The organism is Acinetobacter sp. WZC-1 (assembly GCF_052544965.1).
Genome location: NZ_CP199370.1, coordinates 502,292 through 529,045 on the forward strand (window position 1 = coordinate 502,292; position 26,754 = coordinate 529,045).

Sequence of the window (26,754 nt, forward strand, 5' to 3'; positions counted from 1 at the left end):
CAGGGAGAATTTTATGACATTTACTACCGATACTGAAGCGCAAAGTCACACGACCACAGCCAGTCTGGCGCAGCGTCTTAAGGCTGAAACTGCAGGTGAGCATGAACGGATGCACCGGTTGATGGCAAAAGCAGATGTTTTTGCAAGCAAGGAAAGATATTCCCGGTTTACCCTGGCACAATATTATTTCCAGCAGGATGTTGAATATCTGTTTCAGCATCCTGAGTTGGCGGCATTGATTCCTGATATTGAAGTTCGTGGGCGTGCACAGGTAGCCTTGCAGGATCTCCATGATCTGGGAATAAAGCCTGAAGGCCATGAGCTTAAAAGCCTGGATGCAGTTCATCCCGAGGGGCTCGGATGGATCTATGTCTCGGAAGGTTCAACCCTGGGTGCGGCTTTCTTATTTAAGGAGGCTCAGAATAGCCTGGGGTTGTCAGCAGGTTTTGGCGCGAGGAATCTGGCAGCTTATCCGGAAGGGCGGGCCAGGGTATGGAAGCGTTTTGTGCAGGCGCTGGATGCTGCAGACTTTAATGGATCCCAGCAGGATGCAGTCATTCAGGGGGCCTTGAATGCCTTTGGCCACTTTGGACAGATGCTGGAACAGCTGGAACAATTGAGATGACGAAGCCCTTACCTTCAGGAGAGCCTGAGACAGGCCCGCAGTCTACAGCTGCGCCGGCTGAACTGTCCCCGCCACCAATGACAGGATTGTCTGGATCCCGGCTGGTGCGTGGGGTTTATATTGTATTATCATGCCTGAGCTTATCTGTGGGGGTCATTGGCATTTTTGTCCCCGGCCTGCCTACAGTGGAGTTTATCCTGCTGGCTGCATTTTTTGCTTCCAGGGGATCGGAGCGTCTGTACTTATGGTTTTACCGGCATGGAATTTTTGGTCCTATGATCCGGGACTGGAAAGAGTATCGGCGTATTTCCAGGAAGGCAAAGTATATGGCCGCAGTCAGCATGAGTATTGCAGCCCTCATTATGCTGTGGAAAATACCTCATCCATGGTTTGTTGGCATGGCCATAGCCGGTATGGTCTGCGGTTGGCTATGGATGTGGCGTCAGAATGAGCATTAAGGCGGGATCCCATGCAGGGCCGTGCAGGCCTGATATAAAGGTTCAGGAGGAGTGAGTACTGTTATATATTTGATAAACTTAAAAAACATTAGTGCAATTGAAGAGATGGAATGGCCGTTTTATTATTGCAGTGGAGCATAGGGCTTAAGGTGGTCGCGATTGAGCTGACAATATGCTGGTCTGTATATCCCGGTTTATTGTTTCCGTCTTAAATGAAGAATGGGAAAGGGATTACCCTCTGCATCCAGTTCAGAGCGGGCAATTTGCTGAAAACCATGTTTCTGATAAAACGCCAGTGCACCGGGATTCTGCTCATTGACATCAACCTCTTCAACACCGAGAGACAGTGCATGTTCCAGTAACAGGCTGCCTGTACCCTGACGGAAAGAGTCGGGTGCAATAAACAGCATCTCAATTTTTTTATAGGCAAGACCAATAAATCCGGTAATCTGTGCATGCTGTTCCACATGAAACAACTGTACATGATCAAAATAATGATGCTGAATGATCATGGATTTAATCTGGGAAATCTGTTGTTCGCTCAGAAAGTCATGCGTGGCTTTGACAGCATCCTCCCAGATGCTGAGTAATTGTGGGTGTTGTACGGGTTCAGTTTTTTTAATATTGGCTGTGGTATGTTTCATGACTCACTCGTGCAACTGTGAAAGACAACAAAAAATAAAGAAAACTCACATGCTGTTTCGCTAATATGGACCAATATGCAGATAAAAATCAAATCCATATGTATGATTCTGTAAAAACAGGGCAATAAATGTCAGATTCCAGCAAAATTGTCGTATATACAGCATTTTCTGGCGATTCGATCATCACAAGGGTCCAGTTTGTCACTGAGATGAGGCAGGATGCTTGCTGTGACACCTGGTAAAGCAATTCAATGAGTGATGGATCGTTTAAATGAAATATTCCTGCTTTATGGTTTAAGAAAGTGCGGGCAGTAATTTGACTTCACAGAATATTAAAACCTGTTGATTGCCTGTTTAATTATATTGAAATCAGGCTTAAAGTAGGCGCTGATTGTGTGGCATGGTCTGTTCAACAACAAACGGGCGGTATGGATGGAAAGAATGAAAGGGCGTTTAAGGTAATCATGTCGAACAGGACAAAAGTGAATCCGGGTCAGGATCAGGTCGTGGAAAACGCACAGCGTGCGTTATCAGCAACAGAGTCACAGCCATTGCACTACCATCTGGCAGCCGAAGCGTGTTTGTCACACCTGTGGTGTAAGCCGGTATTTCATGCTGTTTTACCGGGGCATCATAATGGCCAGCGGTTTTTCAATGAAATACGGCAGCCCAAAGGACGCAGTCGCTGGCAGCTGGCCAGATGGGTCATGACCCGGAAATCCTATACCTGGAATGTTGATAAAGTCCGGGAAGCTGAAGAGTTTTATGCAACCCGGCGTGCGGTGCCCCAGAACAGACCTGATGCCGATATGGATGACTGGCAGGTGTGGTTTGTCGGGCATGCTACTGTGCTGCTGCAGATTGGTCCCTATAATTTGCTGACGGATCCAGTATGGGCAGATTATGCCGGACCGAAGCAAGGCCGGGGACCGCAGCGGGTGATTCCCGCCGGGATTGCACTGGAGCAGCTGCCGGAGATTCATGCGGTATTGCTCAGTCATAATCACTATGATCATATGGATCTTGCTACCCTGGCGTGGCTGCATCAAAAATTCGGCATGCCGATTTATACCGGCCTGGGGAATTCATTTTATTTACCGGACAGCTTTCATGTGATTGAAATGGACTGGTGGCAGTCGGCACTGCTGCATCAGCTGAAAATCGTCTATACCCCTGCGCAACATGGTTCCGGCCGTGGGCTGCGTGATCAGAATGCGGCACTGTGGGGCGGGTTTTCCATTATTTCTGATCAGGGGCATTGCTATTTTGCAGGAGACACCGGCTATTCTCCACATTTCAGGGAAATTCAGAAACGCTTTGGGGCACCGCGTATTGCACTGCTGCCCATAGGTGCTTATGAACCACGTGAGTTAATGCGCTATATGCATATGAATCCTCAGGATGCATTTCAGGCACATCTTGATCTACAGGCAAAGCGATCACTGGCCATTCATTACCGAACGTTTCAACTGACGGATGAAAACCGGGATCAGCCGGAACTTGATCTGCACGAAGCCATGAAACATTTTTCCCGGTTAATGAATCCGTTTTATTGTGTCCGGGAAGGCCGGAAACTGACGGTGTAGTCAGGTGTAGCGTATGGTCATTGGCACAGAAGCCGGGCTGGCTGTGTTATTGCCGGACAGACACCAACTGAATGGCGACCACTGAAAGCCCTGCCATCGCCACATTCATGACAAAGGGATTGAATGCCTGAGTAAAGGAGTGTGGGTACAGTATGGCAACGATTGCACAGAAGAACAGCATGCCTGTAATATTCAGATAATGCAGAGTTTTTGAATGTCTGAATATGAGAAACAGTAATCCGAAAATGATCTCGGCAATGCCGGATAATTCAATCAGCCGTGCAGTGGGAAGAAACTGAATACCGGTCATTTGCCAGAACAGTTGTTCTTCTATGACCTTATAGATGACTTTAGGAACCAGGCCTTGATAAATCCATAATACAGCCAGAGTGATTTGAATGCTGAATAAGGCGCGATTAATTGCTTGCAGTGGATTCATCAACAGCATATTCCAAAAAGTGTTGTTGATGACGTGAAGAAATGAATAAGCATTGATCTGTTGTACCCAACAGACGATAACGATTGAAAGCGATTTGGCGGTATAGAAAATCCCGGATAAATCTGGGAATCAGATAACCCATTTTCAAACATGAAAAGGGCAGTCCTAAGCTTTCAATCACTTTTAAAAAAGCAGTGGATTCACTATAGGCCTGCCCATTTTTGATCACCAGCATGCTATCAAAATACTCAGTGGGCATTTGGTAATACCTTAAGATGTCTTGCCCTAATGGTGATTGCATCGAAGTTAATTTAAATTGTGCCTGTGTATCATATTTGATTAAAAACTTTGCCCAACCATTACATAAAACACAGATTTCATCAAATAAAATGATGTCATGTTGTTGAATTATCGCTTCAATTTTCTGTTGCATGGCTTTACTCACGATTGGGAGTTTCTCTAATAAATATAGTGTATTTACAGAAAATAAAAAACCACCCGAAGGTGGTTTTTTATCATTGCTTTTTTAATTACCGCTTCAATTACAGCAGGCCTGGATTACCCTGTGCCGGGTCAGTTGCCCGTGCCGCCTGTGCGTCAGCAACTGTCATTCCCAGCGCCTGGGCGACACCTTCGCCATAGGCCGGATCACAGGCGTAACAGTTACGGATATGACGATACTTGATGAAATCCAGCGCATCGCCCATGCCGGCAGCCGTATTATCAAACAGAGCCTGTTTCTGACTGTCATTCATTAAATTAAATAATGCGCGGGGCTGGCTGAAATAGTCTGCATCATCCTGTCGGTAATCCCAGAAATCGGCATCGCCGGTAATTTTTAAAGGTGGTTCCTTAAACTGCGGTTGTTCCTGCCACTGATGAAAACTGTTTGGCTCGTAGTGTGGCAGGCCGCCATAGTTGTCATCACTGCGTCCCTGACCATCACGGTGATTGGAATGTACCGGGCAGCGTGCTGCGTTGACCGGAATCTGCTGATAATTCGGCCCCAGGCGATAGCGCTGTGCATCGGCGTAGTTAAATAAACGGGCCTGTAACATTTTATCAGGTGAAGCCGCAATGCCCGGAACAAGATTGCTCGGTGCAAAAGCGGACTGTTCAACATCCAGATAGAAGTTTTCAGCGTTTTTATTCAGTTCAAATTCACCGACTTCAATCAGCGGATAGTCACCATGCGGCCAGATTTTGGTCAGGTCAAATGGATGATATGGCACTTTTTCGGCATCGGTTTCCGGCATGATCTGGACATACATTTTCCATTTCGGGAAATCACCACGGTCAATGGCATCATACAGATCCCGCTGATTGCTTTCACGGTCTTCGCTGATTACCGCAGCTGCTTCGGCATTGGTGAGGTTTTCAATGCCCTGTTGGGTACGGAAATGGAATTTTACCCAGTAACGTTCATTGGCGGCATTAATGAAACTGTAGGTGTGACTGCCGAAACCATGCATATGCCGGTAGCTTTTAGGAATGCCACGATCTGACATGACAATGGTCACCTGGTGGAATGCTTCGGGAAGCAGCGTCCAGAAATCCCAGTTATAGGTTGCACTGCGCAGATTGGTACGTGGATCACGTTTCACTGCCTTATTCAGGTCCGGAAATTTGCGCGGATCGCGCAGAAAGAAGACAGGGGTGTTATTACCGACCAGGTCCCAGTTGCCTTCTTCGGTATAAAATTTCAGTGCAAAACCACGGATATCTCGTTCAGCATCCGCTGCACCACGTTCACCGGCAACGGTGGTAAATCGGGCAAACATTTCAGTTTTTTTACCAATTTCACTGAAAATTTTTGCACGGGTGTATTTGCTGATGTCGTGAGTGACGGTAAATGTACCAAAAGCACCGGAACCCTTGGCATGCATACGCCGTTCAGGAATTACCTCACGAACAAAGTTGGCCAGTTTTTCATTGAGCCATAAATCCTGGGCAAGCAGGGGACCACGCGCACCTGCCGTCAAACTGTTCTGGTTGTCTGTGACTGGTGCACCAAAATCAGTTGTCAGGTGGGTGACAGGGCATTTTTTAGGGTCTTGACTCATCGCGTTTCTCCATTTTTTATCATCATGCTTAAAACAGGAATCCTCTGATAGGGATAACATGACTTTTTCAGCATGACATTAACCGTTTTGTTAATTCACTATAAACTGCAATTGTGAAAGAAAATCGTCAGCTGACATTTTTATTCAGCCTGAACATCTGCTGTTGTCGCTGAGTGTAATACGTTAAAAATGACCAGAATTGAATGATCGTTATTGACTGTAAAGGCATCACCCGGGAAATTCAAATGGAATAAAATTCTTTTCATGACAGGAATATTCGATCAAACAAGCATATGATTTATCATTGGTTTGCTTTTATTGGAGAGACAATGGGGCATAGGGCTGCTGCAGTTCGCGCCGATCACAGGGTTTTTATTGATCAAACCCGTTATTAACAAAACATGAACCTGCCGGATGTCATTTGCTTTTATACTGAATTAAAATAATTGGCAGTATGGGACAGGATGTCTGAATGAAGATAACTTATAACAACAATGGGGAAACCCATGCCATCACCAATCAGTTTGATGAGCTGACTGACTATAACCTGGCTGATACGGATCAGGTGTTACAGGACATTCTGCAACGTTATGGCTGTCGGCAACAAGCGCAGCTGTCTGAGTTTTCACAGATCGCCGGATCTGCTGAATATTATGCCTATGCTGAACAGGCGAATCGGCATTCACCTGAGTTACATGCCTTTGATGCCCGCGGGCATCGCAGTGACCTGGTGGAATTTCATCCGGCATGGCATCGGTGGATGGCACTGAATCGGCAGTATGCGGTGCATGCCTATCCTTTTTTACCGTCTGCGCCGCAGGCGGGCTGGGTGGCATGGGCAGCACGGTTTTTTGTGGCGGCCCAGGTGGAAAGTGGCAGTCTCTGTCCGGCTGCAATGACATTGGGCAGTATTCCACTGATTCAGCGCGAACCTGAATTATGGGAGAAAATTGGTCAGAAATTGCTGTCAACGGAATATGATGCGCGTGATCTTCCCATTGCACAGAAAAAATCGATCTGGCTTGGTATGGGCATGACTGAGAAACAGGGTGGCTCGGATGTCCGTGCCAATCAGACTACGGCCCGTCCGATTGCTGCATCCGGCAGGGGCAAAGCTTATTTGCTGACCGGGCATAAATGGTTTTTTTCAGCACCCATGTCCGATGCCCACCTGGTGGTGGCACAGACAGAGCAGGATGGTCCGGCATGCTTTTATGTTCCCCGCTGGCTGGAGGATGGCCGGAAGAATCAGATTCATATTCAGCGCTTAAAGGACAAAGTGGGGAATCGGAGCAACTCAAGCTCGGAAGTGGAGTTCAGGGAGGCCTGGGGCATCATGATCGGTGAAGCCGGGCGAGGCATTCCAACCATTATTGAGATGACAAACTATACCCGACTGACCTGTTCCTTAGGTTCGTGCGCCATGCTGAGGCAGGCATTGGTGCAGTGCCTGGCCTATACCCGACAGCGCAGTGCTTTTGGCAGGACTCTGGCTGAGCAGCCATTAATGCAGGCGGTACTGGTGGATCTGGCATTGGAAACAGAGGCAGCCATGCAGCTGAGTTTCCATCTGGCGCATTGCTATGAAAATCAGGATGATCTGTCGCTGGCATGGAAACGGATCATGACCCCGGCTGCCAAGTTCTGGATTTGCAAGCGTGCTGTGGAACTCAGTGGTGAAGCCATGGAGGTGTTTGGTGGCAATGGCTATGTTGAGACCGGCATTATGGCACGTATTTTCAGGGAAGCTCCGGTCAATACCATCTGGGAGGGTTCGGGTAATATTATGTGCCTGGACGTACTGCGTGCCATTGGGCGGGAACGTGAGTCGATTGAGCTGCTTTTCCGGTCATTTGCTGAAACTGCAGGGCAGGATGCTGTATTACAACATGAATTACAGGCATTGTTTCAATTATTCAGCAGTCTGAATTCGGATGAAATGCAGTTTATGGCCCGTAGTCTGGTCAGCCGGCTGGTGATATTGGCACAGGCCGTTTTACTGAAACAGCATGCCCCGGCATTTGTCAGTGATGCATTTATTCAGACGCGATACAGTGTATTTCATGGGCGGGTTGTCGGAATAGTGGATGCCCGGTCGGTGGATGTGGACAGATTACTGCAACGGGCACTGGCGAGCTGATAGTTGTCAGCAGATGAATGATGAGTGCCACAGTATAAAAGTTATATCTCTACAGACAGCAATCGCCAGGTTACAGCGGCTGGGCGTGAAGCGCTTGTATTCTGTGTAGAAAAGCGTAATATCACCCTCCTGGGAAATCCCATGAATCAAATCCACAGCCTGAAGGTGAGGAATATGGCAAGGAAAAAACAGCAATCTGAAGTGGTGGTGCATAATTTTGTGGCAAAATATATGCATGAAGTGAATAAAAGCCAGGTGTTTACAGATCGAAAGAAAAATGTAAAACGTGGCTATAGCAAGCATAAGCAAGGGCGATATTCTGAGGATGATCGCCCTTCTTTATGGCCGTTTATTGGTGCCTGATTTAGTCTGAGGTACGCTCAGTTTTCCTTCAATATCTTCAGTCCTGGACATTCCCTGCTTTAAACAGCTGCTATCAGACAGTCAGCATTCGATTCGATTTCACCATATCTCCCAGGCCATGATTCCTGAAATAATACTCCATCCAGCTTTTTATAATTAATGGATTGTCCATTTTAATGACATTCTCCAGTAACTGTACCGCATCCGTCATGGGAACATGACAGATTGCCTTACGAACCCGCAGAATATTGCTGGAGCTCATGGACAGGGTGTTGAAGCCCATTGCCATCAGCAGAATTGCAGACAGTGGATCACCTGCCATTTCACCGCAGACACTGACCGGCTTTTCGTATTTATGACATTCGGCAACCAGTTGCTGCAAAGCCCGGATAATGGAAGGATGAAAATGTGAATAAACCCCGGAAACACGTGGATTATTCCGATCAACCGCCAGTAAATACTGAATTAAGTCATTGGAACCGACCGAGAAGAAATCCACCAACTCAGCAAATTCACCAATCTGCAGCAGGACACTGGGCACTTCCACCATAATCCCGATTTTAGGTCTATTGATTTTAACCTGTTCTTCTTCCTGCACAGCCTGTAAGTCACGCTCAAGCAAATACAGTGCTTCTTCCACTTCACTGACACTGGTGACCATCGGCAGCAGAATATGCAGATTGTTCAGGCCAATGCTGGCTTTCAGCATGGCCCGGATCTGTGATGAAAAGATTTCAGGATGGTCCAGGGTGAAACGGATGCCGCGCCATCCCAGTGCTGAATTATCTTCTTCAATCTCAAAATAAGGCAGGTCCTTGTCTGCACCGATATCCAGGGTGCGCATGATCACCGGTTTGTTGGCAAAGTGGCTCAGCTGCTGGCGGTAAAGGGCCCGCTGTTCCTCTTCACCGGGGAAGCGTTCACGCAACATAAAGGGAATTTCAGAGCGATACAGCCCCACACCTTTGGCACCCCGCTGTACACCACGAACCACATCAATCATTAAGCCGGTATTGACGAACAGTTTCACGGCAACACCATCCGGGGTAATGGCATCCCGGGTCTCATACTGTTTTAAATCCTTGGCGATCTGTTCTTCTTCTTTTTGGATTTCCCGGTAACGCTGCCGCAGGCGCCGTGGCGGGTTCACAAATATACGTCCCTGGTAGGCATCCACAATCATTTCTGCATCATCCAGGCTGTTGACAGGCAGTTCGGTGACACCGACAACGGTAGGAATGCCAAGCGCACGGGCCACAATGACCATATGTGAATTTGCAGCGCCTTCGGAGGTGACAATGGCGGCAATTTTATCCACCGGCAATTCCACAAGTGCCGCGGTGCTGATTTCCTCACCGACCAGGATGCTTTCTGTGGTGATTTCCCGGTGACTGGCATCCGCTTCCTGGAGGGAAGCAAGGATGCGCCGGCCCAGGTCTTTCAGGTCTGACACCCGTTCACGTAAGTAATCATCTTCCATCTGTGCAAACAGGGCAATATGCCGGTCAATCACCCGCTTTACAGAACCCTGTGCCCAGTTGCCGCCACGGATCAGTTCCTTAATTTCAGCCGGCAGGGCATTTTCATCGAGCATGCGCAGGAATACACTGAACAATGCCCGTTCTTCGGACATCAGCGAGTCCTGCATTTTTTCATCCAGGGACTGGATTTCATCCCTGACCGATGCAACCGCCTGGTCGAGTAATGTCAGTTCTTCACTGATATCATCAGCTTCACGATCCGGCACTGCGGCCAGATCCGCCGGTGGGTAAAGAATAATTGCCCGACCCAGCGCAATGCCGCCGGCACCGGAAGAGCCCTGGAAGGTTTTAAAGTTTGGAACATTATTGACTTTGCGGAAGACATCAATATTTCCTACGGCATGGGCATGGGCAATGACGCCGGACAGCTGGGCGCACAGGGTAACCAGGAAGGATTCCGCCGCTTCGCTGAAATCCTGCGGTTCAGTATTCTGCACCACCAGCACGCCCATGACTTTACGCCGGTACATGACCGGGACACCAAGGAATGAGTTATAGACTTCCTCGCCGGTTTCGGGGAAATAGCTGAAGCGTTCATGTTTGAGCGCATTTTCCAGGTTGACGATTTCCTCGCGCTGACCGACCAGACCGACCAGGCCTTCACCCAGCTGGAGCGATACATTGCCGACAGCTTCAGGGTTCAGGCCTTTGGTAGCCATGAGCACATAGCGCTGATTACGTTCGTCGAGTAAATAGATGGAGCAGACATCCACATGCATGGCCTCAGACACCTGACTGACCATAATTTCCAGTGAATCATGCAGACTGACCGATGCATTGATTTCCTGCACAATGCGTCTTAGTGTGTCCAGTTGCATGTTCGACATGTAGTGCGCTCCTGAAATGGGGCTGAGGTTTGGGAAACAGGGTGGATAACAGCATTTATAACAGCACTGTTTTCAAAAATCATTCACATTTTTGCAGAATTTTCAGGCGACTGCTGTGGCAAATGCATACAGAGTTCCAGCATGGCCCGGCGGTAGACATCGCGTTTGAAATTGACCACCTGTCCAAGCGGGTACCAATAGCTGACCCATTGCCATTGATCAAACTCCGGCGGATCAGACAGGTCCAGCTGAATGTTTTTCGCCGGCACGTTGAGTTTCAGTAAAAACCACTTTTGCTTTTGTCCAATACATACCGGGTCCGAATCAGATCGGATGTATCGGAGTGGCAAACGATAATGCAGCCAGTCGTCAGTCTGTGCAATTATTTGGACATGTTCCGGCAGCAGCCCGACTTCTTCCCGCAGTTCTCTGTAGAGCGCCTGTTCAGGGGTTTCGCCACGCTGGATTCCGCCCTGAGGAAATTGCCATGCATTGTGACCAATGCGCTTTGCCCATAAAACCTGTCCAATATCATTTGCCAAAATGATCCCGACATTGGGTCGGAAACCTTCTGAGTCGATCATCTGGCACCTAAAATATATCAAATTTATTGACTTTGTATTCGGGGACATCCACTCTTTTATATCCGGCTCGAAAAGTTCAAAGTAAAAATGTTTTAAAATTGCTATGATCTTAACGAATTTCTGCTGATTAGCGGAGATAGATTTACATTTTTTTTCTTAAATTTCAGTTTGAACGGGAATTTTCATGCAACTGGCGCTGTTTGATTTAGATCATACCTTGTTAAATACGGACTCTGATCATGCCTGGGGTGAGTTTCTGATCAGTGAAGGCCTGGTGGATCCGGTTCATCACCGTCAGATGAATGATGCATTCTATGAAGATTACAAAGCCGGGCAGCTGGATCCGGTGGCCTATAACCAATTTGTCTTTCAATTTCTGACGCAGCATGACCGGACCTATTTAACCGGGCTGCATCAGTTGTTCATGCAGAACGTCATCAGGCCCCGGATGAGACCGCGTGGATTTGACATGATTAAGAAACACCGGGAACTGGGCCATGTGATTGTCGGGATTACCGCAACCAGTGATTTTATTACGGTACCGATATTTCATGCATTTGGAATCAGTGACATTATTGCGACCAATGCCGAAGTGGTGGACGGTCAATATACCGGCAAAGTTGCAGGAATTCCCTGTTATCAGCAGGGCAAGCTGACACGACTGGAGCAATGGCTGGCGGGTCGTACGGTTTCAGAAAGCTGGGCTTATTCAGATTCAATCAACGACAGTTTCCTGCTGCAATATGCGGATCATGCCATAGCAGTCAATCCGGATGATCGACTGGAGGCGCTGGCCAGACAGCAGCACTGGGACATACAGGACTGGTCCATCTGATGATCCGGATGCCGTGGACATGAACTGCCGTGGTCATCCGGGGATTGTCATCAATGAAAATGATACAGTTGTCCGGATGCTGAATATGGTTTTAGACAGCCTTAAAACGTAAAATGATGAATGAAAGACCTACTGCGATTACTCAATACTACGACTGATGGAGATTCAAAATGAATGGTTTACGACCGGCAATGACCAGTTTGTTTGAACAACTGGGCCTGGATTCAGGCGAAGCGGCCATTACTGAGTTTATTGGCACGCATCAGCTGGATGCAGGAACCTTAATCACACAGGCAACTTACTGGAGTGAAGCACAGCGTCAGTTCCTGGAGGAAAAAATCCGGTCAGATGGTGAGTGGGCCATTGTTGTGGATCAGTTAAACGAAGCCCTGCATGAAGATTCACTGAAATAAGTGGATTCTCGCTGTATTATAACGGAGGGCTATTTCCCGCTGTGGGGAGTGGCTTCATCATTTGAATCAATTCGGATGCGGCCCTGGATTGTGTACGGGCCGGATGCCATACCATGCCCAGCTGACGGTTTATTTCCAGATTAATATCCAGCTGCTGTAAATCCTGATTCAGCAGTGTTCTTGGGAGAACCGACCATCCCAGGCCAATGGACACCAGCATACGGATTGATTCAAGCGGGTTATTGCTCATGATCACCTCCGGCTTCAGCCCCTGTTTTTCAAACACTGATAATGTAATCTGACTGGTATAGGTCTGTGGCGCAGGCAGTAAATTAGGATAGGGGATTAAATCCTCCAGTTTCAGGTTTTTTTTATGTGCCAGCGGATGAAAGGGTGCTGCCACAAAAATCAGTGGATCATTCCAGAGCGTGACGTAGTTCAGCCGGTCATCCAGTTGTGGCGGCAGGGTTAAAAAGGCCAGTTCCAGGTCACCTGAAAAGACCTGTTCATGGGCCTGCTCAGAGTCAACAAAATGCACATCCAGTGTAACGTCCGGAAACTGATGCACATAGTCTTTCAGGTGCATGGGCAGATGATGTAAGCCGATGTGATGACTGGTGCCGATTTTAAGTTTGCCCTGCGCCTGGCGTTGTTCATGGCTCAGGGTATGGTGAATATCACCCAGTTCATTTAACCAGTTTTTGACTTTTGGCAACAGTGAGTTGGCTGCATGGGTTGCCTGTACTCCCCGTCCTGCCGACTCAAATAATTTCACCCCAAAGTATTGCTCCAGACAGTGAATGCGTTTGGTCACGGCTGGCTGGGTAATAAACAGTAAATCTGCAGCCGTGGAAATTGATCCAGTTTCCATCACTTTTACAAAGGCGTCAAAGGCAGCAAGATTCATGATATTTACATCCATAAAGTTTTTTTATGAGAATTTTATTATTCAAAACTTTTTTAAATTAATCAAAATAATAATGAGTCGAAATAATGATGGAGGTCTTATGTTCAGGCCTGACGGAAGTGCCGATGCTCTAAGGCACCGTCAGAACCATGTCAGGCCATGAATATATGGTTTCGGTGGTGCTGGTCAGGTCATTATCCACCTGGCTCATCAGGGTTCAGAGCTGTGGATGACTGCCTGATTCATGGGTTGTGCGCCGGACTCTGTCCGGTTCCATACTTTCTCATGGAAGAAAAAGGCAATGGCCTGTACAGTCGGTTCAATCAGACTCAGCGTGATGGCCATCCAGAAATTACCTGTCACAGCATAGGCCACCAGCATTGCAACTGTAATATGCATAATATAGTAACTGAAAGTTTTTTTCAGGGTCCGTTGGTTGTTATTGAAAAAACGCTGAAGGAACATCATGGCAATCACCATTTTTGATCTATATTTGCAAATAATAATCATTATCATTTAATTTGTAAATAAGAATTTTGCCTTTATGTGATCTGGTGCATTAAATTTTATGAAAGTGCTGCGGTTTACAGTATAAATGATTCCATAAAGTTTTAAGATTAATAAAAATGATAAATTAGATTTATGTTATTTGGGGAGTATAATGGGCTGTAAACAGCAGGATACCCAGTTCTATGGAGTGCATCGACATGGCAGGCAAAACCGAAAAAGCAAAAACACTGTATGACAAATTGTGGGATGACCATCTGGTTAAACAACAGGAGGATGGTTCAAGCCTGTTGTATATTGACCGGCATTTATTGCACGAGGTCACTTCGCCACAGGCCTTTGAAGGCCTGCAGCTTGCCGGTCGTCAGCCGTGGCGCTTAAGTGCAAATATCGCTACGCCTGATCATAATGTTCCGACTTCGAAAAAAGAACGTGAGCAGGGCATTGCCGGAATTGAAGACAATACGTCCCGTATTCAGGTTCAGACCCTGGATGATAACTGTAATGCATTTCATATTGCAGAATTTAAGATCAATGATATCCGTCAGGGGATTGTACATGTGGTCGGTCCTGAACAGGGCCTGACATTGCCGGGCATGACGGTGGTCTGTGGTGACTCACATACGGCAACACACGGTGCGTTTGGCTGTCTGGCACATGGAATTGGAACTTCGGAAGTTGAACATGTGCTGGCGACACAGTGTCTGATTCAGAAGAAAATGAAAAATATGCTGGTGCGTGTGGACGGCGTATTGGGCCGTGGTGTGACGCCAAAGGATGTGGTACTGGCCATTATTGGCAAAATTGGTACCGCAGGTGGAACAGGGCATGCAATTGAATTTGGCGGGCAGGTGTTTCGTGACATGTCCATTGAAGGCCGGATGACCGTGTGTAATATGGCCATTGAAGCAGGCGCACGGGTTGGTATGGTCGCTGTGGATGACAAGACCATTGAATATGTCAGAGGCCGGAACTATGCACCGGAAGGTGAGCAGTGGGATGCTGCGGTTGCCTACTGGAATACACTGCATTCTGATGCCGATGCTGAATTTGATACAGTGGTGGAATTGCAGGGTGAAGACATTGAACCGCAGGTTTCCTGGGGAACTTCTCCTGAAATGGTGGTTGCTGTTTCCAAAAGGGTTCCTGTACTGGAGCAGGCGCAGGATGAAGTCCAGCGTAATGACTGGACACGTGCTTACCAGTATATGGGACTGCAGGCCGGTCAGTCACTGGCGGATATTCAGCTGGATCGGGTGTTTATTGGTTCATGTACCAACTCACGTATTGAAGATATCCGTGCAGCAGCTGAAGTGGTCAAAGGACGCAGAGTTGCAGATTCAATTAAACAGGCGCTGGTGGTGCCGGGCTCAGGTCTGGTCAAGCAACAGGCAGAACAGGAAGGACTGGACAGAATCTTTACTGCAGCCGGTTTTGAATGGCGTGAGCCGGGTTGTTCCATGTGTCTGGCCATGAATGCCGATAAGCTGCAACCGGGAGAACACTGTGCCTCGACTTCCAATCGTAACTTTGAAGGACGTCAGGGCAATGGCGGTCGGACCCATCTGGTCAGTCCGGCGATGGCGGCAGCAGCAGCAATTGCCGGCCACTTTGTTGATGTCCGTTCATTCTGATCAGGTCTAAAGGGAGCAAAATATGAAAGCTTATACTGTTGAACAGGGTATTGTTGCACCATTGGATCGTGCCAATGTGGATACCGACTTGATTATTCCGAAACAGTTTCTGAAATCGATTAAGCGGACTGGCTTTGGTGATAACTTATTTGACGAATTGCGTTATCTGGACGAAGGTTATCCCGGTCAGGATAATTCAGTACGGCCGAAAAACCCTGATTTTGTGCTGAATTTACCGCGTTATCAGGGGGCTTCAGTGCTGATTACACGCCAGAATTTCGGTTGTGGTTCCAGTCGTGAACATGCGCCGTGGGCGTTGAATGAATATGGGTTCAGAACCATCATTGCCTCCAGCTTTGCCGATATTTTCTTTAATAACTGTTTTAAAAACGGGATGTTGCCGGTGGTTTTGTCTGAAACCATTGTAGATCAGCTGTTCCGTGAATGTGCAACGACAGAAGGCTATCAGCTGACCATTGACCTGCAGGCACAGGAAGTACGCACACCCGGCGGAGAAATCTTTCAATTTGAAGTGGATGAATTCAGAAAGCACTGTCTGTTAAATGGTCTGGATGACATTGGACTGACCCTTCAGGTGGCAGATGACATTCGCACTTATGAAGCAGAGACCCGGCAGTCCCGTCCCTGGATTTTTCGGGACATTCAGGCCTGAGATTTTAAACATAGCCTGAGCGTCCAACTCTTGCTAACATGCGGGTATAACGATACATATGTATTTAGTGTTTACTCATTGAGTGAGGTTGGGCGGCAACAATGACCAGAGTCTTAGGTTATCGTGTTTTAGTTGGTCTGGTGGGGCTGGTACTGAGTGCCTGCCAGTCGATGGATGCAATGCGGATGATACAGACAGATAAGAAGCAACATAACCGGAACACGGTCCAGGTGTATTGTGCCGGTGCTGAAATCTGTGAATTCGGGCGCCTGAACGGGCTGATTATTGTGGATGAAAAATCACATCGGGTGACCTCGGAGGCCATGAAAAAAGCCTATGTCAGGCAGATGGCGGACCGGCCTGATCAGAAGGGGACTTATTTAACCATTCCTGCACAGCAATATGAAATGGTGATCCGGTTTTATCCGATTTCACAGCAGCATGCTGAAGTTTTTCATATTATTCATAATTTTAAGGAAAATCAGCGTTATACCTTTAAAATGTACCGTCAGCGCTCCCGGGATTCGGGCAGTCTGCTGAATGTTTCTGCTCCGAATCCCTTATGTGTGGATATGTTGCAGGAACAGCGCACCATTCGCCGTTTTTGTCGCCCTTATAATGTGGTGACGGGGGTCAGCGAATTTATCGAGCAGAAAATTTAAACTCACTCAGTAGCCATGCTGCTGATCATCAGATGGAAACACATAGATGTCTAAACAAATTTTGATTCTGGCCGGTGATGGAATTGGTCCGGAAATTATTGCCGCAGCAGAAAAAGTATTAACCCGTGTCAATGATCAGTTTCAACTGGGTTTAAGCTGGGAGCAGGGCCTGCTGGGCGGGGCTGCCATTGATGCGCATGGTGAACCGTATCCGGCTGTGACTGCTGAGCAGGCAAAAAAAGCAGATGCCATTTTACTGGGGGCTGTCGGTGGCCCGAAATGGGACAATATAGAGCGCTCCATCCGCCCGGAACGGGGTTTATTAAAAATCCGCAGTGAGTTAAACCTGTTTGCCAATTTGCGTCCTGCAATTCTGTATCCACAACTGGCGGATGCCTCCAGTCTGAAAGCTGAAATCGTGGCAGGACTGGATATCCTGATTGTCCGTGAATTGACCGGCGGTATTTATTTTGGTCAGCCACGGGGCATCCGTGAGCTCGAAAACGGCGAAAAACAGGGTTTTAATACCGATGTATATGCCGAATCTGAAATTAAACGGATTGCAAAGGTGGCGTTTGAACTTGCCCGTCTGCGTGGCAGTAAGGTCTGTTCTGTGGACAAGGCCAATGTACTGGAAGTGACTGAATTATGGAAACAGACAGTGACTGCACTGCAGGAACAGCAATATACTGATATTCAGCTGTCACATATGTATGTGGATAATGCAGCAATGCAGCTGGTACGCGCACCGAAACAGTTTGATGTGATTGTAACCGGCAACCTGTTTGGTGATATTCTGTCCGATGAGGCTGCCATGCTGACCGGTTCAATTGGTATGTTGCCTTCTGCATCGCTGGATGAAAATGGCAAAGGTATGTATGAGCCGTGTCATGGTTCTGCGCCGGATATTGCAGGTCAGAATCTGGCAAACCCACTGGCCACCATTCTGTCTGTTGCCATGATGCTGCGTTATACCTTCCGGGAGGAGGCCGCTGCCAGTGCCATTGAGGCTGCGGTGGGGCGTGTACTGGATCAGGGATTACGGACAGCTGATATCATGTCTGAGGGGATGAAAAAAGTCGGAACATCTGAAATGGGAGATGCCGTGATTGCGGCACTGGCCTGATCCGATCAGTGTCTGAGTTTAAAACGCAGCCATTGAGCTGCGTTTTTTATTGATCATGAGTTCTGAGCTGACACCTGCGTGTGGTTCACCATGACAGTCATTTCTGCTGAGAAAGCATCCAGGCAATTCTGATATGCATCAGTAGGCCTGGAGGTAGTCCCGACTTCGGGACATTAAAAAAGCCACGAAGGTGGCTTTGCTTACACTAAAACTCAGCGTGCGCGGTAAGTGATGCGACCCTTGGTCAGATCGTATGGAGTCATTTCCACTTTTACATTATCTCCCGTTAAAATACGAATGTAATGTTTACGCATTTTACCGGAAATGTGGGCAATCACTTCGTGACCGTTTTCTAAACGTACACGGAACATGGTATTAGGAAGCGTTTCGGTGACAACGCCTTCGAACTCGATAAGTTCCTCTTTATTGGCCATAGCCTACCTGATGATCAAATTGGAAAGGCGCAAATTATAGGCAATTTTTTTGAAAAACACAAGGCAAACGGCTGTTTACAGTGGCCTGATATCTGCATAATTGACCAGCAAATCATTAAAAAAATTCTACAAAAAGTTGCGGATAATTGTTGTCAGCATGGTCAATCGACTGTAATCTAAAATCCATGTTTCTGGTATAAATGAATAACATACAGGGAAGGGCATTACGTGGGTCAGCTAACAGATGCTTCAGTTGTTTTACGGTTAGGCTATCAGGCAATCCGTCGTGCGGGATTGCCGACGGAAGAAATTCTGACAAAGGCTGGTGTGGCATTGAATCAGCTGGATCAGAATGCCCGTACACCGCTGAGTGCGCAATATGCATTCTGGGTGGCTGCTGAAGAAGTCAGTAAGGATCCCGATATCGGTCTGCACCTGGGAGAGCATTTGCCGCTGTATCGGGGGCAGGTGATTGAACATCTGTTTATTTCAAGTGAAAATTTTGGAGAAGGGCTGAAACGGGCATTGGCGTATCAGCGTCTGATCAGTGATGCTTTTCACGCAAAGCTGGTGATTGAAGATGGCCGTTGTTACCTGACCAATGGCGAACATTCCTGGTCGGATAATCTTGTCAATCGCCATTTCTCTGAGTGTGCCATTTCCGGAATTCTACGGTTTTTTAAATTCATTACCGAAGGGCGTTTTGCACCGATTTATATTGATTTCAATTTCAGCAGTGGTGCTGCGGATGATGAATATTTTCGGGTCTATGAATGTCCGGTGAGTCTGGGGCAAAAGGAAACCCGCCTGTATTTTGATGCATCCATCATGGAATATCCGTTGTGGCAGGCTGAACCTGAGCTGCTGCAGCTGCATGAGCAACTGGCGCTTGAAAAATTACAGGAACTCGCCCGCTATGATTTGGTGGGAGAGGTTCGCCGTGCCATTGGTTCAACCCTGGAAAGTGGTGAAACCACACTGGAGACGGTTGCAGCACAGTTGAATATTACCCCACGCCGTTTACGGACTCAGCTTTCTGAGGCAAATACCAGTTTTCAGCAGATTCTTTCAGATTATCGCTGTCGTCTGGCCAAAAAACTGTTGGCCAATACCCGGGAAAGTGTGGAGCGGATTGTGTATTTGACCGGGTTTTCCGAACCGAGTACGTTTTATCGGGCCTTTAAGCGCTGGACCAATGAAACGCCGGTGGAATACCGGAAGCGTAAGCAGCGTTAAAACGGGTTTGATTGCCTTATGGCTTATTCAGGCAAATTTAACCAGTGAGGCCCGAGGGGCACATGCGGTAAGGCAAATTGTTCAGGATAATCAGCCTGAATAAAATATAAGCCATCCGGCGGGGCGGTAATGCCTGCGGCTTTGCGGTCTTCTGCGGCAAAGATGGCATCAATATGCTCAACTTCATACATGCCCTGACCAATTTCAAGCAGACATCCCATAATATTCCTGACCATGTGGTGCAAAAAGCCATCTGCCTGAATATCCAGCACCAGATAAGCGCCGTGACGGATCAGACGGCAATGTGTTACATGACGGACCGGCTGGTTTGACTGACAGGCTGCGGCCCGGAAGCTTTCAAAATTATGCACGCCCTCAAATTTACCGGCCGCTTCAATCATTTTGTCGACATCCAGCGCGTAGTAGGCATGGGTCACCTGTTTGTGCAGCAGTGCCGGACGGCTCGGATGGTTATAAACCACATAGCGATAACGCCGTGCCTGGGCTTTAAAGCGGGCATGAAAGTCCTGATCCATTTCCCTGATCCACTGAATGGCAATGTCTTTCGGTAACTGGCTATTGGTACCCATCAGCCAGCCACGAATGGGCCGTATGGCATGGGTATCAAAATGCGCCACCATATTGGTTGCATGCACGCCGGCATCCGTCCGGCCTGCACCATGCAGGATAATGGGTTCATCGGCAATTTTACTGAGTACGTTTTCCATGGTCTGCTGGATGCTGCGGACACCGGGCTGCTGCGTTTGCCAGCCTTTATAGCGCATACCACAAAACTCAATCCCCATAGCAAAACGTTGCATAATGATCTCTATTCAGAAGGTGGATACCAATGCTGATGCCATTGCGCCAGCGTCGGGTATTGTAAATAACTTTTCAGAATTCTGGCATAAAGATCTGCCTGGCTGAGTGCATCACTGACCAGAATTCCGGCATCTGTAACCCACTGACTGATGGCATAGCGCTGATCGATCCCGCCAAGTGGAACCTGGGTGGACAGAATCACCACACAGCCTGCCTGCTGCAGCTGTTGAAAACTGTGAATAATTTCAGCATTGACGGCCAGATTCCCGGTGCCGTACGCCTGAATGATCAGGGCGTGGGGCGGCGAGCTGAGCAGATTTTTCAGATTCTGTGCAAGTTGCTCCCGGGTGATGGGAAACATCATCCAGTTGATGATGTTTAAATCACGGACCTGGTGCACATGCGAAGTGTGTACAGTAAATGCAGGCTGCTGTCGGGCATTGGGTGATGGGTCTATTTTGTCCACCTTCTGCCCGCGGAAGGCATCCAGTGCAGTGGTATGTACTTTCAATGCAGTGCCGGCATGGAACACCTGATGGTAAAAGGCCAGATATACACCGGCAGGGGCACGGGTCACATAGTCCAGTGCAGTGTTTAAATTGTCAATGGCATCGGTAAATTCCCGGGTGTCATCCCCCGGTGTATTCAGCAGCGGATATTGACTGCCTGTTACAACCACGTGGCAGGATTGTTGTAAGAACTGTGCCAGCACTGCTGCTGCATAGCTTAAGGTATCAGTCCCATGAATAATCACAAAACGCTGATAATCCTGTTGTTGCAGGCGCTGGATCTGCTGGATTAATTTCAGCCAGTCTTCGGCGGTACAGGCACTGCTGTCAATGACGGAGGGGGCCGTGAAACAGGTGATTTGCTGAAATGGCGGCAGCACACGTTGCAACTGCGGTAAAAAAAACGCTTCAGGCATGGGGGCCAGTGGCGTGCCTGTGCATCCAAAGGTGCCGCCCATATAAATTAAGGCAATTTTTTCATTCAGTTTTTCATCATATGTTTTCATTGCAATATTTTTTTCATCATCATAAAAAAGCAGTCATAAATGACTGCTTCATCTTAAAACGAATTATTTTAAGAAGCTATGAGATTGAGTAAGTTTTGTGACTGTCTGCGTTGTTCGTCAGAATACAGTTGCGGGCTCTGACTCAACAGCTGACGTGCCGAATCAAAAGCCCCCAATGCAATATATTGTTCGGCTAGCTCCAGATTGAGCTGTATCTCATTGACCTGTAACAGCTCTGGAAATATGGCTGGCAATGGATCAGTGCTATCCGCAGATGTTGTCTCCACTTGTTGAAGTGGTTCCAGTTGCAGGGTCAGGGGAACTGCCGCAGGTATGTCAGTCATCGTTGCGGTTTCATCGGTCGCTGTTTCAGCAACAGCCGGCTCGATCAGTTCGGGTGGCTTGTCCGTCGTGTCTTCTTTCGGGCTCAGTTCAAAACTGAATTCCAGTGGTGGGATGACAGGGGACTGCGGGTCTGCAACGGTTGTGGTTTCATCGGCAGCTGCCGGAGTAGTGTCAGGGACAGTTTTTTCAAAGCTAAAGTTAAACTCAAGTGGCTGAACTGTATTTTCTGTGTTTACTTGCGGGCTGGCAGGATTCTGAATGCCTGGCGTTTGAATACTCAGGTTTTGAGTGTTCAGGTCTTGAACATCAGCGCTTTGAATATCGGGGTTTTGTACTGTTGTTGCCAGTGGTTCAGACTGAGCCAATTCCTGTGAGCGATCCGGTGCAGTCTCTGCGGTCAGTTTCAGTGAAGCCGGTTCACCGGGGAATGGCTGAGCACTGTTCTGCTGATGCTGTATGTCCGGCGCATTGACCAATGCATCAAATGCCGCATTTGACCGGAATTGTCGGTCAGGTTGTGCTGTGGCTGATTCAGGTTTGAATTCAATGGCATCGGTCTGTGCCGTCTGATGTTGTTCATCATATGCTTTCTTTCTGGCTTCGGCCTGAACCAGAATGTCATTCAGTGCCAGTGAGCGGATATGATTCAGCAGTTGATTGACTGCAAATTCATCCTTATGCGCTAGATGAATATCCAGCAGATATAAATATAATTCGTGTTGTGAATTGTCCTGATTCAGCGATTGATTGATCCGGGCTTCTGCTGAAAAGTAGTTTTTTTCATGGATCAGTTGTTCAATTTTCTGTTTGAACTCAGCTGTTAAGGGGGTTGTCGTCTTGCTGGCAATGATGGTCTGATCTTCGACGACTACATTGCTGTTCTGTGGCTGCGGAGCACGGGGTGTCCGAGTGGGGCGGACAGCTGTTTTCCTGGTCGTCTTTTTGCCATTGGTCTTTCTGGTTTTTTCAGGACTGCTGCCCTTACTGGCATCTTCACGCTTTTTTAGAATAATCGCGACGACCAGTAATAAGACAAAAGGAATCACGTACAACATAATTTAACCCCTTTACGGAAAATCAGTCATGGCTGATTTTCCTCAAAAATAATAATGCATCAGTGTGCTGACTTTTTCGCATGGTTTTGCTGTTGTAATTGCTGCTGCAACTGAGCAAGCCGTGAATTCAGTAACTGAATTCGATGATTCTTCTGTTGCAGTGACAGAGCCAGTTGCGAGACATTCTGCTGTAATTTAACTGTTTTTTCACGGGCTGTCATAACTTTTGCAGATAATTCAGCAGTGCTCCGGTTTTGCTGGCTGCCTTTTGTCGCTGTGCCATGCCCGGCGTTCTGATCAGTCTCAGCAACAATACTCATTTCTGCCTGATTCAGCTTATATTTTGCTTTACCTGACTGTTTCTGAGCCGTTGCCGGGGTGGTGGAAGCTGCTTTTTTCTGTGCGGATATGGGCTGATAGCCGGCAGCCAGATTAATGGCAACTCCCTGACGGATACGATTGGCGTCTCCCTGAATAAACGCATGCTCATTGCTGGCTTTAATCTGACGCATGACAGCGGGAATGCTCTGATTGGTTTCTGCTGCAATCTGTGATGCAATCTTCCACAGTGACTCATTTGCCCGGACCACATGCTGTTGTTTTGGGTTGGTGACTTTAGCGGTCTGAGCAGACTTATGCTGATTTGCTGAACCTGATTTTGTTGTGCTTGATTTTTCTGAATCTGATTTTGCGGATGCAGATCTGGCCGTATGGGTTCCGGTGGCTGTTGTCTGTTTTTGGGAATGCTCTGCAGTTGTTTGTGCAGCCACTGCAACTGCTGGATTTGCAGCCTGTGATGCAGTAACAGGTTCAGACCCTGAAACCGTTGCAGTCTGAGCTGTGGTCGTTGCAGTGCCTGTCTGAGCTAGGGCAGCTGTAGATGATGTCGTGGGCGGCGCACTGATACTGATTGCCGGCAATTGAGCAGTGCTGGCTGTTGCAGTACCTGAATCAACTGTTGTTGCAGTGGGTTGGTATTGTGTGCTGACTGGCAGATTCAGGGCAATATCCTTTTCACTGACAATCATCTGTGGCGTCAGTTTCTGTTCAGTGTTACTGAGTGTCGGCGTGTCTGATGTTTTGCTTCTGCCCAGCGGGGCTTTAACCTGTTGAATCCGGGTGGCATTGCCTTCTTTAATTTTGACAAGAATATTCAGTTCGGATTCGGTCACGGGCCGGGACGAGGTAATGACAATGACACCGCTGCCATCACTGGAACGCCGGGTAAAGAAATTTAAATGACCGGGTGGTTTATGGCTCACGCCCAGCGTCATCAGATCTTCAGGATCAGCCAGTCCCACTTCCAGTTTTGAGTCGGGACTGGCCTGATGGAATTTCATTTCTGCATACAGCAAATCACCTGAACCGGACTGAATCTGAATGGGATCAAGTATAATCGCACCAATTGATTGCGAAGAAATGATGGCTAAAATGGCAATTTTTAATTTGTTATATACAGTCATCTCTATCCATAACTCAGATGAAGTTCAGGGCAGCAAAAGTATACAATACCGGGATGTTATCCGAATGTAAAATTTTAACTCTTCAGTTACATGAAAAGCCGATCAAACGTGATCGGCTTTTCATTCTCAGCAGGGCTGATTTATGTATTTTTGTATTCAATCAGAATGCGGAGCATGCGGCGTAAGGGTTCTGCAGCCCCCCACAGTAACTGGTCACCTACGGTAAATGCGCCCAGGTACTCCTTGCCCATATTCAGCTTGCGTAAGCGGCCTACAGGAATACTCAGTGTCCCTGTAACTGCAACCGGCGTCAGATCAGTCATGGATGCTTCACGGGTATTCGGAATCACTTTTGCCCACGGGTTTGACTGAGCGATCATGTCTTCAATTTCATCCAGCGGAACATCTCTTTTCAGTTTCAGGGTCAATGCCTGAGAGTGGCAGCGCATTGCTCCAATACGTACACAGTGACCGTCAATAGGAACAATCTGAGCATTTCCCAGAATCTTATTGGTTTCTACCTGACCTTTCCATTCTTCCTTGGACTGACCGCTTTCCAGCTGTTTGTCGATATAGGGAATCAGCGAGCCGGCTAAAGGCACACCAAAATTGGCCGCAGGGAAGTTTTCGCCACGCTGTAATTCAGCAATTTTACTGTCAATATCCAGAATTGCAGATTTTGGATCATCCAGCAGGTCACGGGTATTGTTATACAGATAACCCATACCGTTGATCAGTTCCCGCATATTCTGCGCTCCGGCGCCTGATGCCGCCTGGTAGGTCATGGCGGTCATCCACTCCACCAGATTCTGCTGAAACAGTGATCCCACCGCCATCAGCATTAATGAAACAGTACAATTGCCACCGACAAAGACTTTTGTGCCATTGGCCAGTCCGTCTTTGATGACATTCAGGTTAACCGGGTCCAGTACAATGATGGCCTCATCATTCATACGCAATGTGGATGCAGCATCAATCCAGTAACCATTCCAGCCTTCAGCTTTCAGCTTTGGAAACACTTCCGAGGTATAGTCGCCACCCTGACAGGTAATAATGACATCCATCTGCTTCAGACTGTCAATGTCTGTTGCATCCATCAGTGCCGGGGCGGTCTTTCCGCCAAATGCAGGCGCTTCACCACCTGCATTACTGGTAGAGAAATAGAATGGTTCAAAATGAGCAAAATCATTTTCTTCAACCATACGTTGCATCAGGACGGAACCCACCATCCCGCGCCATCCGACCAGACCTGCTTTCATGTCACTTTGCCTCGGTGCGTTAAAAAAAATTAAAAGGGGGTTTGAGTGTACCAAAAGGATGTGTAACTGCAAGCGCCGCATTATGAAAATGCTGGAAAAAATCTGCAGGATTACCTGATTATTTTACATGCACATGCTGAAATAAATTCAGCGATGGGCAAAAAGTAAGAAAATAATAAATGTCAGCAACGATGACAAAACTGAAAACCCGCTGCATGGTGTGGTGGTGTATTGAATGATGTAAGCATTTGCTTACATGGATTTAGGCCTGGACGAATGGTCTGGCCTGATCAAAATACGTATTCTGTATTCATCGGCACAGGGAATCGGGAATGGAATATCCCATTAAGGAAGACGACGCCGATGGACAGAACATCATGGATATGATGATGGTATGGAATACCGCCCATAATAACAATAAGATCTGAAAGCACAACCTCATCAACCTGGGTTTTGCAGGATGCAGAACCCAGGTTATGCTTGTCCTGAGATATTTAAAATATGCGTCATGGCAACTCAGGGGTGTTATGCATTTATCCAGTTTTCAGGAATTCAAAATTTATATTATTCATCTGACCGGTCTTGACCGTGATGCTCTGCATATCTATGCAGGCTTATTGGTCTTCTTTATTGTTGCATTTTTTCATAAGCGGCAGCTGAAATCACAATTGGCCATGTGGGCTGTGGTGATTGTGGCCGTTGCGGCTGAACTGTTCGATGCCCGCGATGATTTATTTAATCATGGTTACTGGCGGGTTGGCGCGAGTCTGCATGACATCATTAATACCAGTTTCTGGCCGCTGATGATCTGGCTGATGGCAAAATTCAAGCTATGGAAAGGTTGAAACAGGGGCAGGCTGACAGGAGCATACAGAAGCATTCGGCTGAATGGTTTGTTATTTGAACGTTTTCTGACCCTATTATTTTAACGCTGATGAAAAATCAGGTAGGCATTTCAAAAAAGATCATATCCATATCCATATTCAGGCATTTTCCCGCCTGCCGTGGATCAAACCCGAGTTGGGTGAATATATGACAGGCCGGAACCTTTGCAGCATCGGAAAAGGCAAAACCTGCTGAGAGCTCCGGTTTTTGATG

27 protein-coding genes are annotated in these 26,754 nt (G+C 47.5%); 13 read left to right on the forward strand and 14 right to left on the reverse strand.

Features of this window, described 5'->3' with window-relative positions; translation table 11 throughout:
• The first annotated feature begins 13 nt into the window (after positions 1 to 13).
• Together ACT6PV_RS02360 and ACT6PV_RS02365 are read left to right on the forward strand one after the other, a co-directional pair.
• Positions 14 to 625 carry a biliverdin-producing heme oxygenase gene (locus ACT6PV_RS02360; RefSeq protein WP_445114898.1) on the forward strand — a complete coding sequence of 204 codons (612 nt, stop codon included), beginning with the start codon at positions 14 to 16 and terminating at the stop codon, positions 623 to 625.
• Positions 622 to 1,083 (forward strand): YbaN family protein, encoded by a 462-nt coding sequence (locus tag ACT6PV_RS02365; protein WP_445114899.1) that lies wholly within the window; start codon positions 622 to 624, stop codon positions 1,081 to 1,083. The genes ACT6PV_RS02360 and ACT6PV_RS02365 overlap by 4 nt, the downstream gene beginning before the upstream one ends.
• 194 nt (positions 1,084 to 1,277) lie before the next feature.
• On the opposite strand, the gene ACT6PV_RS02370 is transcribed toward ACT6PV_RS02365, so the two are convergent.
• Entirely contained in the window at positions 1,278 to 1,727 is a 450-nt protein-coding gene (locus ACT6PV_RS02370; RefSeq protein WP_445114900.1) for a GNAT family N-acetyltransferase, read from the reverse strand.
• A 464-nt stretch (positions 1,728 to 2,191) separates the two neighbouring features.
• On the opposite strand from ACT6PV_RS02370, the gene ACT6PV_RS02375 reads away from it, so the two are divergent.
• Positions 2,192 to 3,313, forward strand: a complete 1,122-nt coding sequence (locus ACT6PV_RS02375; RefSeq protein WP_445114901.1) for an MBL fold metallo-hydrolase — start codon at positions 2,192 to 2,194, stop codon at positions 3,311 to 3,313.
• 46 nt (positions 3,314 to 3,359) lie between these two features.
• On the opposite strand, the gene ACT6PV_RS02380 is transcribed toward ACT6PV_RS02375, so the two are convergent.
• The 3 genes from ACT6PV_RS02380 to ACT6PV_RS02390 form a co-directional block, all read right to left on the reverse strand.
• The gene (locus ACT6PV_RS02380; protein WP_445114902.1) at positions 3,360 to 3,752 is read right to left on the reverse strand and encodes a DoxX-like family protein; all 393 of its coding nucleotides are present in this window, start codon (positions 3,750 to 3,752) and stop codon (positions 3,360 to 3,362) included.
• Complete coding sequence (locus tag ACT6PV_RS02385; protein ID WP_445117002.1) at positions 3,730 to 4,185, reverse strand: thiol-disulfide oxidoreductase DCC family protein; 456 nt, start codon at positions 4,183 to 4,185, stop codon at positions 3,730 to 3,732. The genes ACT6PV_RS02380 and ACT6PV_RS02385 overlap by 23 nt, the downstream gene beginning before the upstream one ends.
• Positions 4,186 to 4,294: 109 nt before the next feature.
• Positions 4,295 to 5,815 (reverse strand): catalase, encoded by a 1,521-nt coding sequence (locus ACT6PV_RS02390; protein WP_445114903.1) that lies wholly within the window; start codon positions 5,813 to 5,815, stop codon positions 4,295 to 4,297.
• A gap of 472 nt (positions 5,816 to 6,287) precedes the next feature.
• On the opposite strand from ACT6PV_RS02390, the gene ACT6PV_RS02395 reads away from it, so the two are divergent.
• Together ACT6PV_RS02395 and ACT6PV_RS02400 are read left to right on the forward strand one after the other, a co-directional pair.
• Positions 6,288 to 7,955, forward strand: coding sequence for an acyl-CoA dehydrogenase family protein (locus ACT6PV_RS02395; RefSeq protein ID WP_445114904.1), 1,668 nt, complete (start codon positions 6,288 to 6,290; stop codon positions 7,953 to 7,955).
• 174 nt (positions 7,956 to 8,129) lie between these two features.
• Entirely contained in the window at positions 8,130 to 8,318 is a 189-nt protein-coding gene (locus ACT6PV_RS02400; RefSeq protein WP_445117003.1) for a DUF7230 family protein, read from the forward strand.
• A gap of 73 nt (positions 8,319 to 8,391) precedes the next feature.
• Here the strand turns inward: ACT6PV_RS02400 and ptsP are convergent, their stop codons facing one another.
• Positions 8,392 to 10,686 (reverse strand): phosphoenolpyruvate--protein phosphotransferase, encoded by a 2,295-nt coding sequence (gene ptsP, locus ACT6PV_RS02405; protein ID WP_445114905.1) that lies wholly within the window; start codon positions 10,684 to 10,686, stop codon positions 8,392 to 8,394.
• An 83-nt stretch (positions 10,687 to 10,769) separates the two neighbouring features.
• Positions 10,770 to 11,270: an RNA pyrophosphohydrolase gene (locus ACT6PV_RS02410; protein WP_445114906.1), complete on the reverse strand. Its 501-nt coding sequence runs from the start codon at positions 11,268 to 11,270 to the stop codon at positions 10,770 to 10,772.
• 184 nt (positions 11,271 to 11,454) lie between these two features.
• On the opposite strand from ACT6PV_RS02410, the gene ACT6PV_RS02415 reads away from it, so the two are divergent.
• Positions 11,455 to 12,105: an HAD family hydrolase gene (locus ACT6PV_RS02415; RefSeq protein WP_445114907.1), complete on the forward strand. Its 651-nt coding sequence runs from the start codon at positions 11,455 to 11,457 to the stop codon at positions 12,103 to 12,105.
• Between the two features lie 170 nt (positions 12,106 to 12,275).
• A complete protein-coding gene (locus ACT6PV_RS02420) occupies positions 12,276 to 12,518 on the forward strand; it encodes a DUF2789 family protein (protein WP_445114908.1) in 243 nt (80 codons plus the stop codon).
• 16 nt (positions 12,519 to 12,534) lie between these two features.
• On the opposite strand, the gene ACT6PV_RS02425 is transcribed toward ACT6PV_RS02420, so the two are convergent.
• Entirely contained in the window at positions 12,535 to 13,425 is an 891-nt protein-coding gene (locus tag ACT6PV_RS02425; RefSeq protein ID WP_445114909.1) for a LysR family transcriptional regulator, read from the reverse strand.
• 210 nt (positions 13,426 to 13,635) lie between these two features.
• Positions 13,636 to 13,893 (reverse strand): DUF2061 domain-containing protein, encoded by a 258-nt coding sequence (locus ACT6PV_RS02430; RefSeq protein WP_445114910.1) that lies wholly within the window; start codon positions 13,891 to 13,893, stop codon positions 13,636 to 13,638.
• 239 nt (positions 13,894 to 14,132) lie between these two features.
• Between ACT6PV_RS02430 and leuC the strand changes: the two genes are divergently transcribed.
• From leuC to leuB, 4 genes are all read left to right on the forward strand, one after another.
• The gene (gene leuC, locus ACT6PV_RS02435) at positions 14,133 to 15,566 is read left to right on the forward strand and encodes a 3-isopropylmalate dehydratase large subunit (protein WP_445114911.1); all 1,434 of its coding nucleotides are present in this window, start codon (positions 14,133 to 14,135) and stop codon (positions 15,564 to 15,566) included.
• Positions 15,567 to 15,588: 22 nt separating this feature from the next.
• On the forward strand, positions 15,589 to 16,239 hold the full coding sequence (leuD, locus tag ACT6PV_RS02440; RefSeq protein ID WP_445114912.1) for a 3-isopropylmalate dehydratase small subunit: 651 nt from the start codon (positions 15,589 to 15,591) through the stop codon (positions 16,237 to 16,239).
• Between the two features lie 101 nt (positions 16,240 to 16,340).
• Positions 16,341 to 16,901: a hypothetical protein gene (locus ACT6PV_RS02445; RefSeq protein WP_445114913.1), complete on the forward strand. Its 561-nt coding sequence runs from the start codon at positions 16,341 to 16,343 to the stop codon at positions 16,899 to 16,901.
• A 46-nt stretch (positions 16,902 to 16,947) separates the two neighbouring features.
• Complete coding sequence (gene leuB / locus ACT6PV_RS02450; protein ID WP_445114914.1) at positions 16,948 to 18,027, forward strand: 3-isopropylmalate dehydrogenase; 1,080 nt, start codon at positions 16,948 to 16,950, stop codon at positions 18,025 to 18,027.
• Positions 18,028 to 18,239: 212 nt separating this feature from the next.
• Here leuB and infA read toward each other — a convergent pair whose 3' ends face one another.
• Complete coding sequence (gene infA / locus ACT6PV_RS02455; protein ID WP_004718087.1) at positions 18,240 to 18,461, reverse strand: translation initiation factor IF-1; 222 nt, start codon at positions 18,459 to 18,461, stop codon at positions 18,240 to 18,242.
• Between the two features lie 228 nt (positions 18,462 to 18,689).
• Here infA and ACT6PV_RS02460 point away from each other — a divergent pair, with 228 nt between their 5' ends.
• Entirely contained in the window at positions 18,690 to 19,697 is a 1,008-nt protein-coding gene (locus ACT6PV_RS02460) for an AraC family transcriptional regulator (RefSeq protein WP_445114915.1), read from the forward strand.
• 23 nt (positions 19,698 to 19,720) lie between these two features.
• On the opposite strand, the gene truA is transcribed toward ACT6PV_RS02460, so the two are convergent.
• The 5 genes from truA to asd form a co-directional block, all read right to left on the reverse strand.
• Positions 19,721 to 20,518, reverse strand: coding sequence for a tRNA pseudouridine(38-40) synthase TruA (gene truA, locus ACT6PV_RS02465; protein WP_445114916.1), 798 nt, complete (start codon positions 20,516 to 20,518; stop codon positions 19,721 to 19,723).
• A gap of 8 nt (positions 20,519 to 20,526) precedes the next feature.
• Positions 20,527 to 21,534, reverse strand: a complete 1,008-nt coding sequence (locus ACT6PV_RS02470; RefSeq protein WP_445114917.1) for an asparaginase domain-containing protein — start codon at positions 21,532 to 21,534, stop codon at positions 20,527 to 20,529.
• A 68-nt stretch (positions 21,535 to 21,602) separates the two neighbouring features.
• Positions 21,603 to 22,934: a hypothetical protein gene (locus ACT6PV_RS02475; protein WP_445114918.1), complete on the reverse strand. Its 1,332-nt coding sequence runs from the start codon at positions 22,932 to 22,934 to the stop codon at positions 21,603 to 21,605.
• 59 nt (positions 22,935 to 22,993) lie between these two features.
• Positions 22,994 to 24,397 (reverse strand): type IV pilus assembly protein FimV, encoded by a 1,404-nt coding sequence (locus ACT6PV_RS02480; RefSeq protein WP_445114919.1) that lies wholly within the window; start codon positions 24,395 to 24,397, stop codon positions 22,994 to 22,996.
• A 140-nt stretch (positions 24,398 to 24,537) separates the two neighbouring features.
• Entirely contained in the window at positions 24,538 to 25,656 is a 1,119-nt protein-coding gene (gene asd / locus ACT6PV_RS02485) for an aspartate-semialdehyde dehydrogenase (RefSeq protein WP_445114920.1), read from the reverse strand.
• Positions 25,657 to 26,183: 527 nt separating this feature from the next.
• Here asd and ACT6PV_RS02490 point away from each other — a divergent pair.
• Complete coding sequence (locus tag ACT6PV_RS02490) at positions 26,184 to 26,501, forward strand: hypothetical protein (protein WP_445114921.1); 318 nt, start codon at positions 26,184 to 26,186, stop codon at positions 26,499 to 26,501.
• The last annotated feature ends 253 nt before the right edge of the window (positions 26,502 to 26,754 follow it).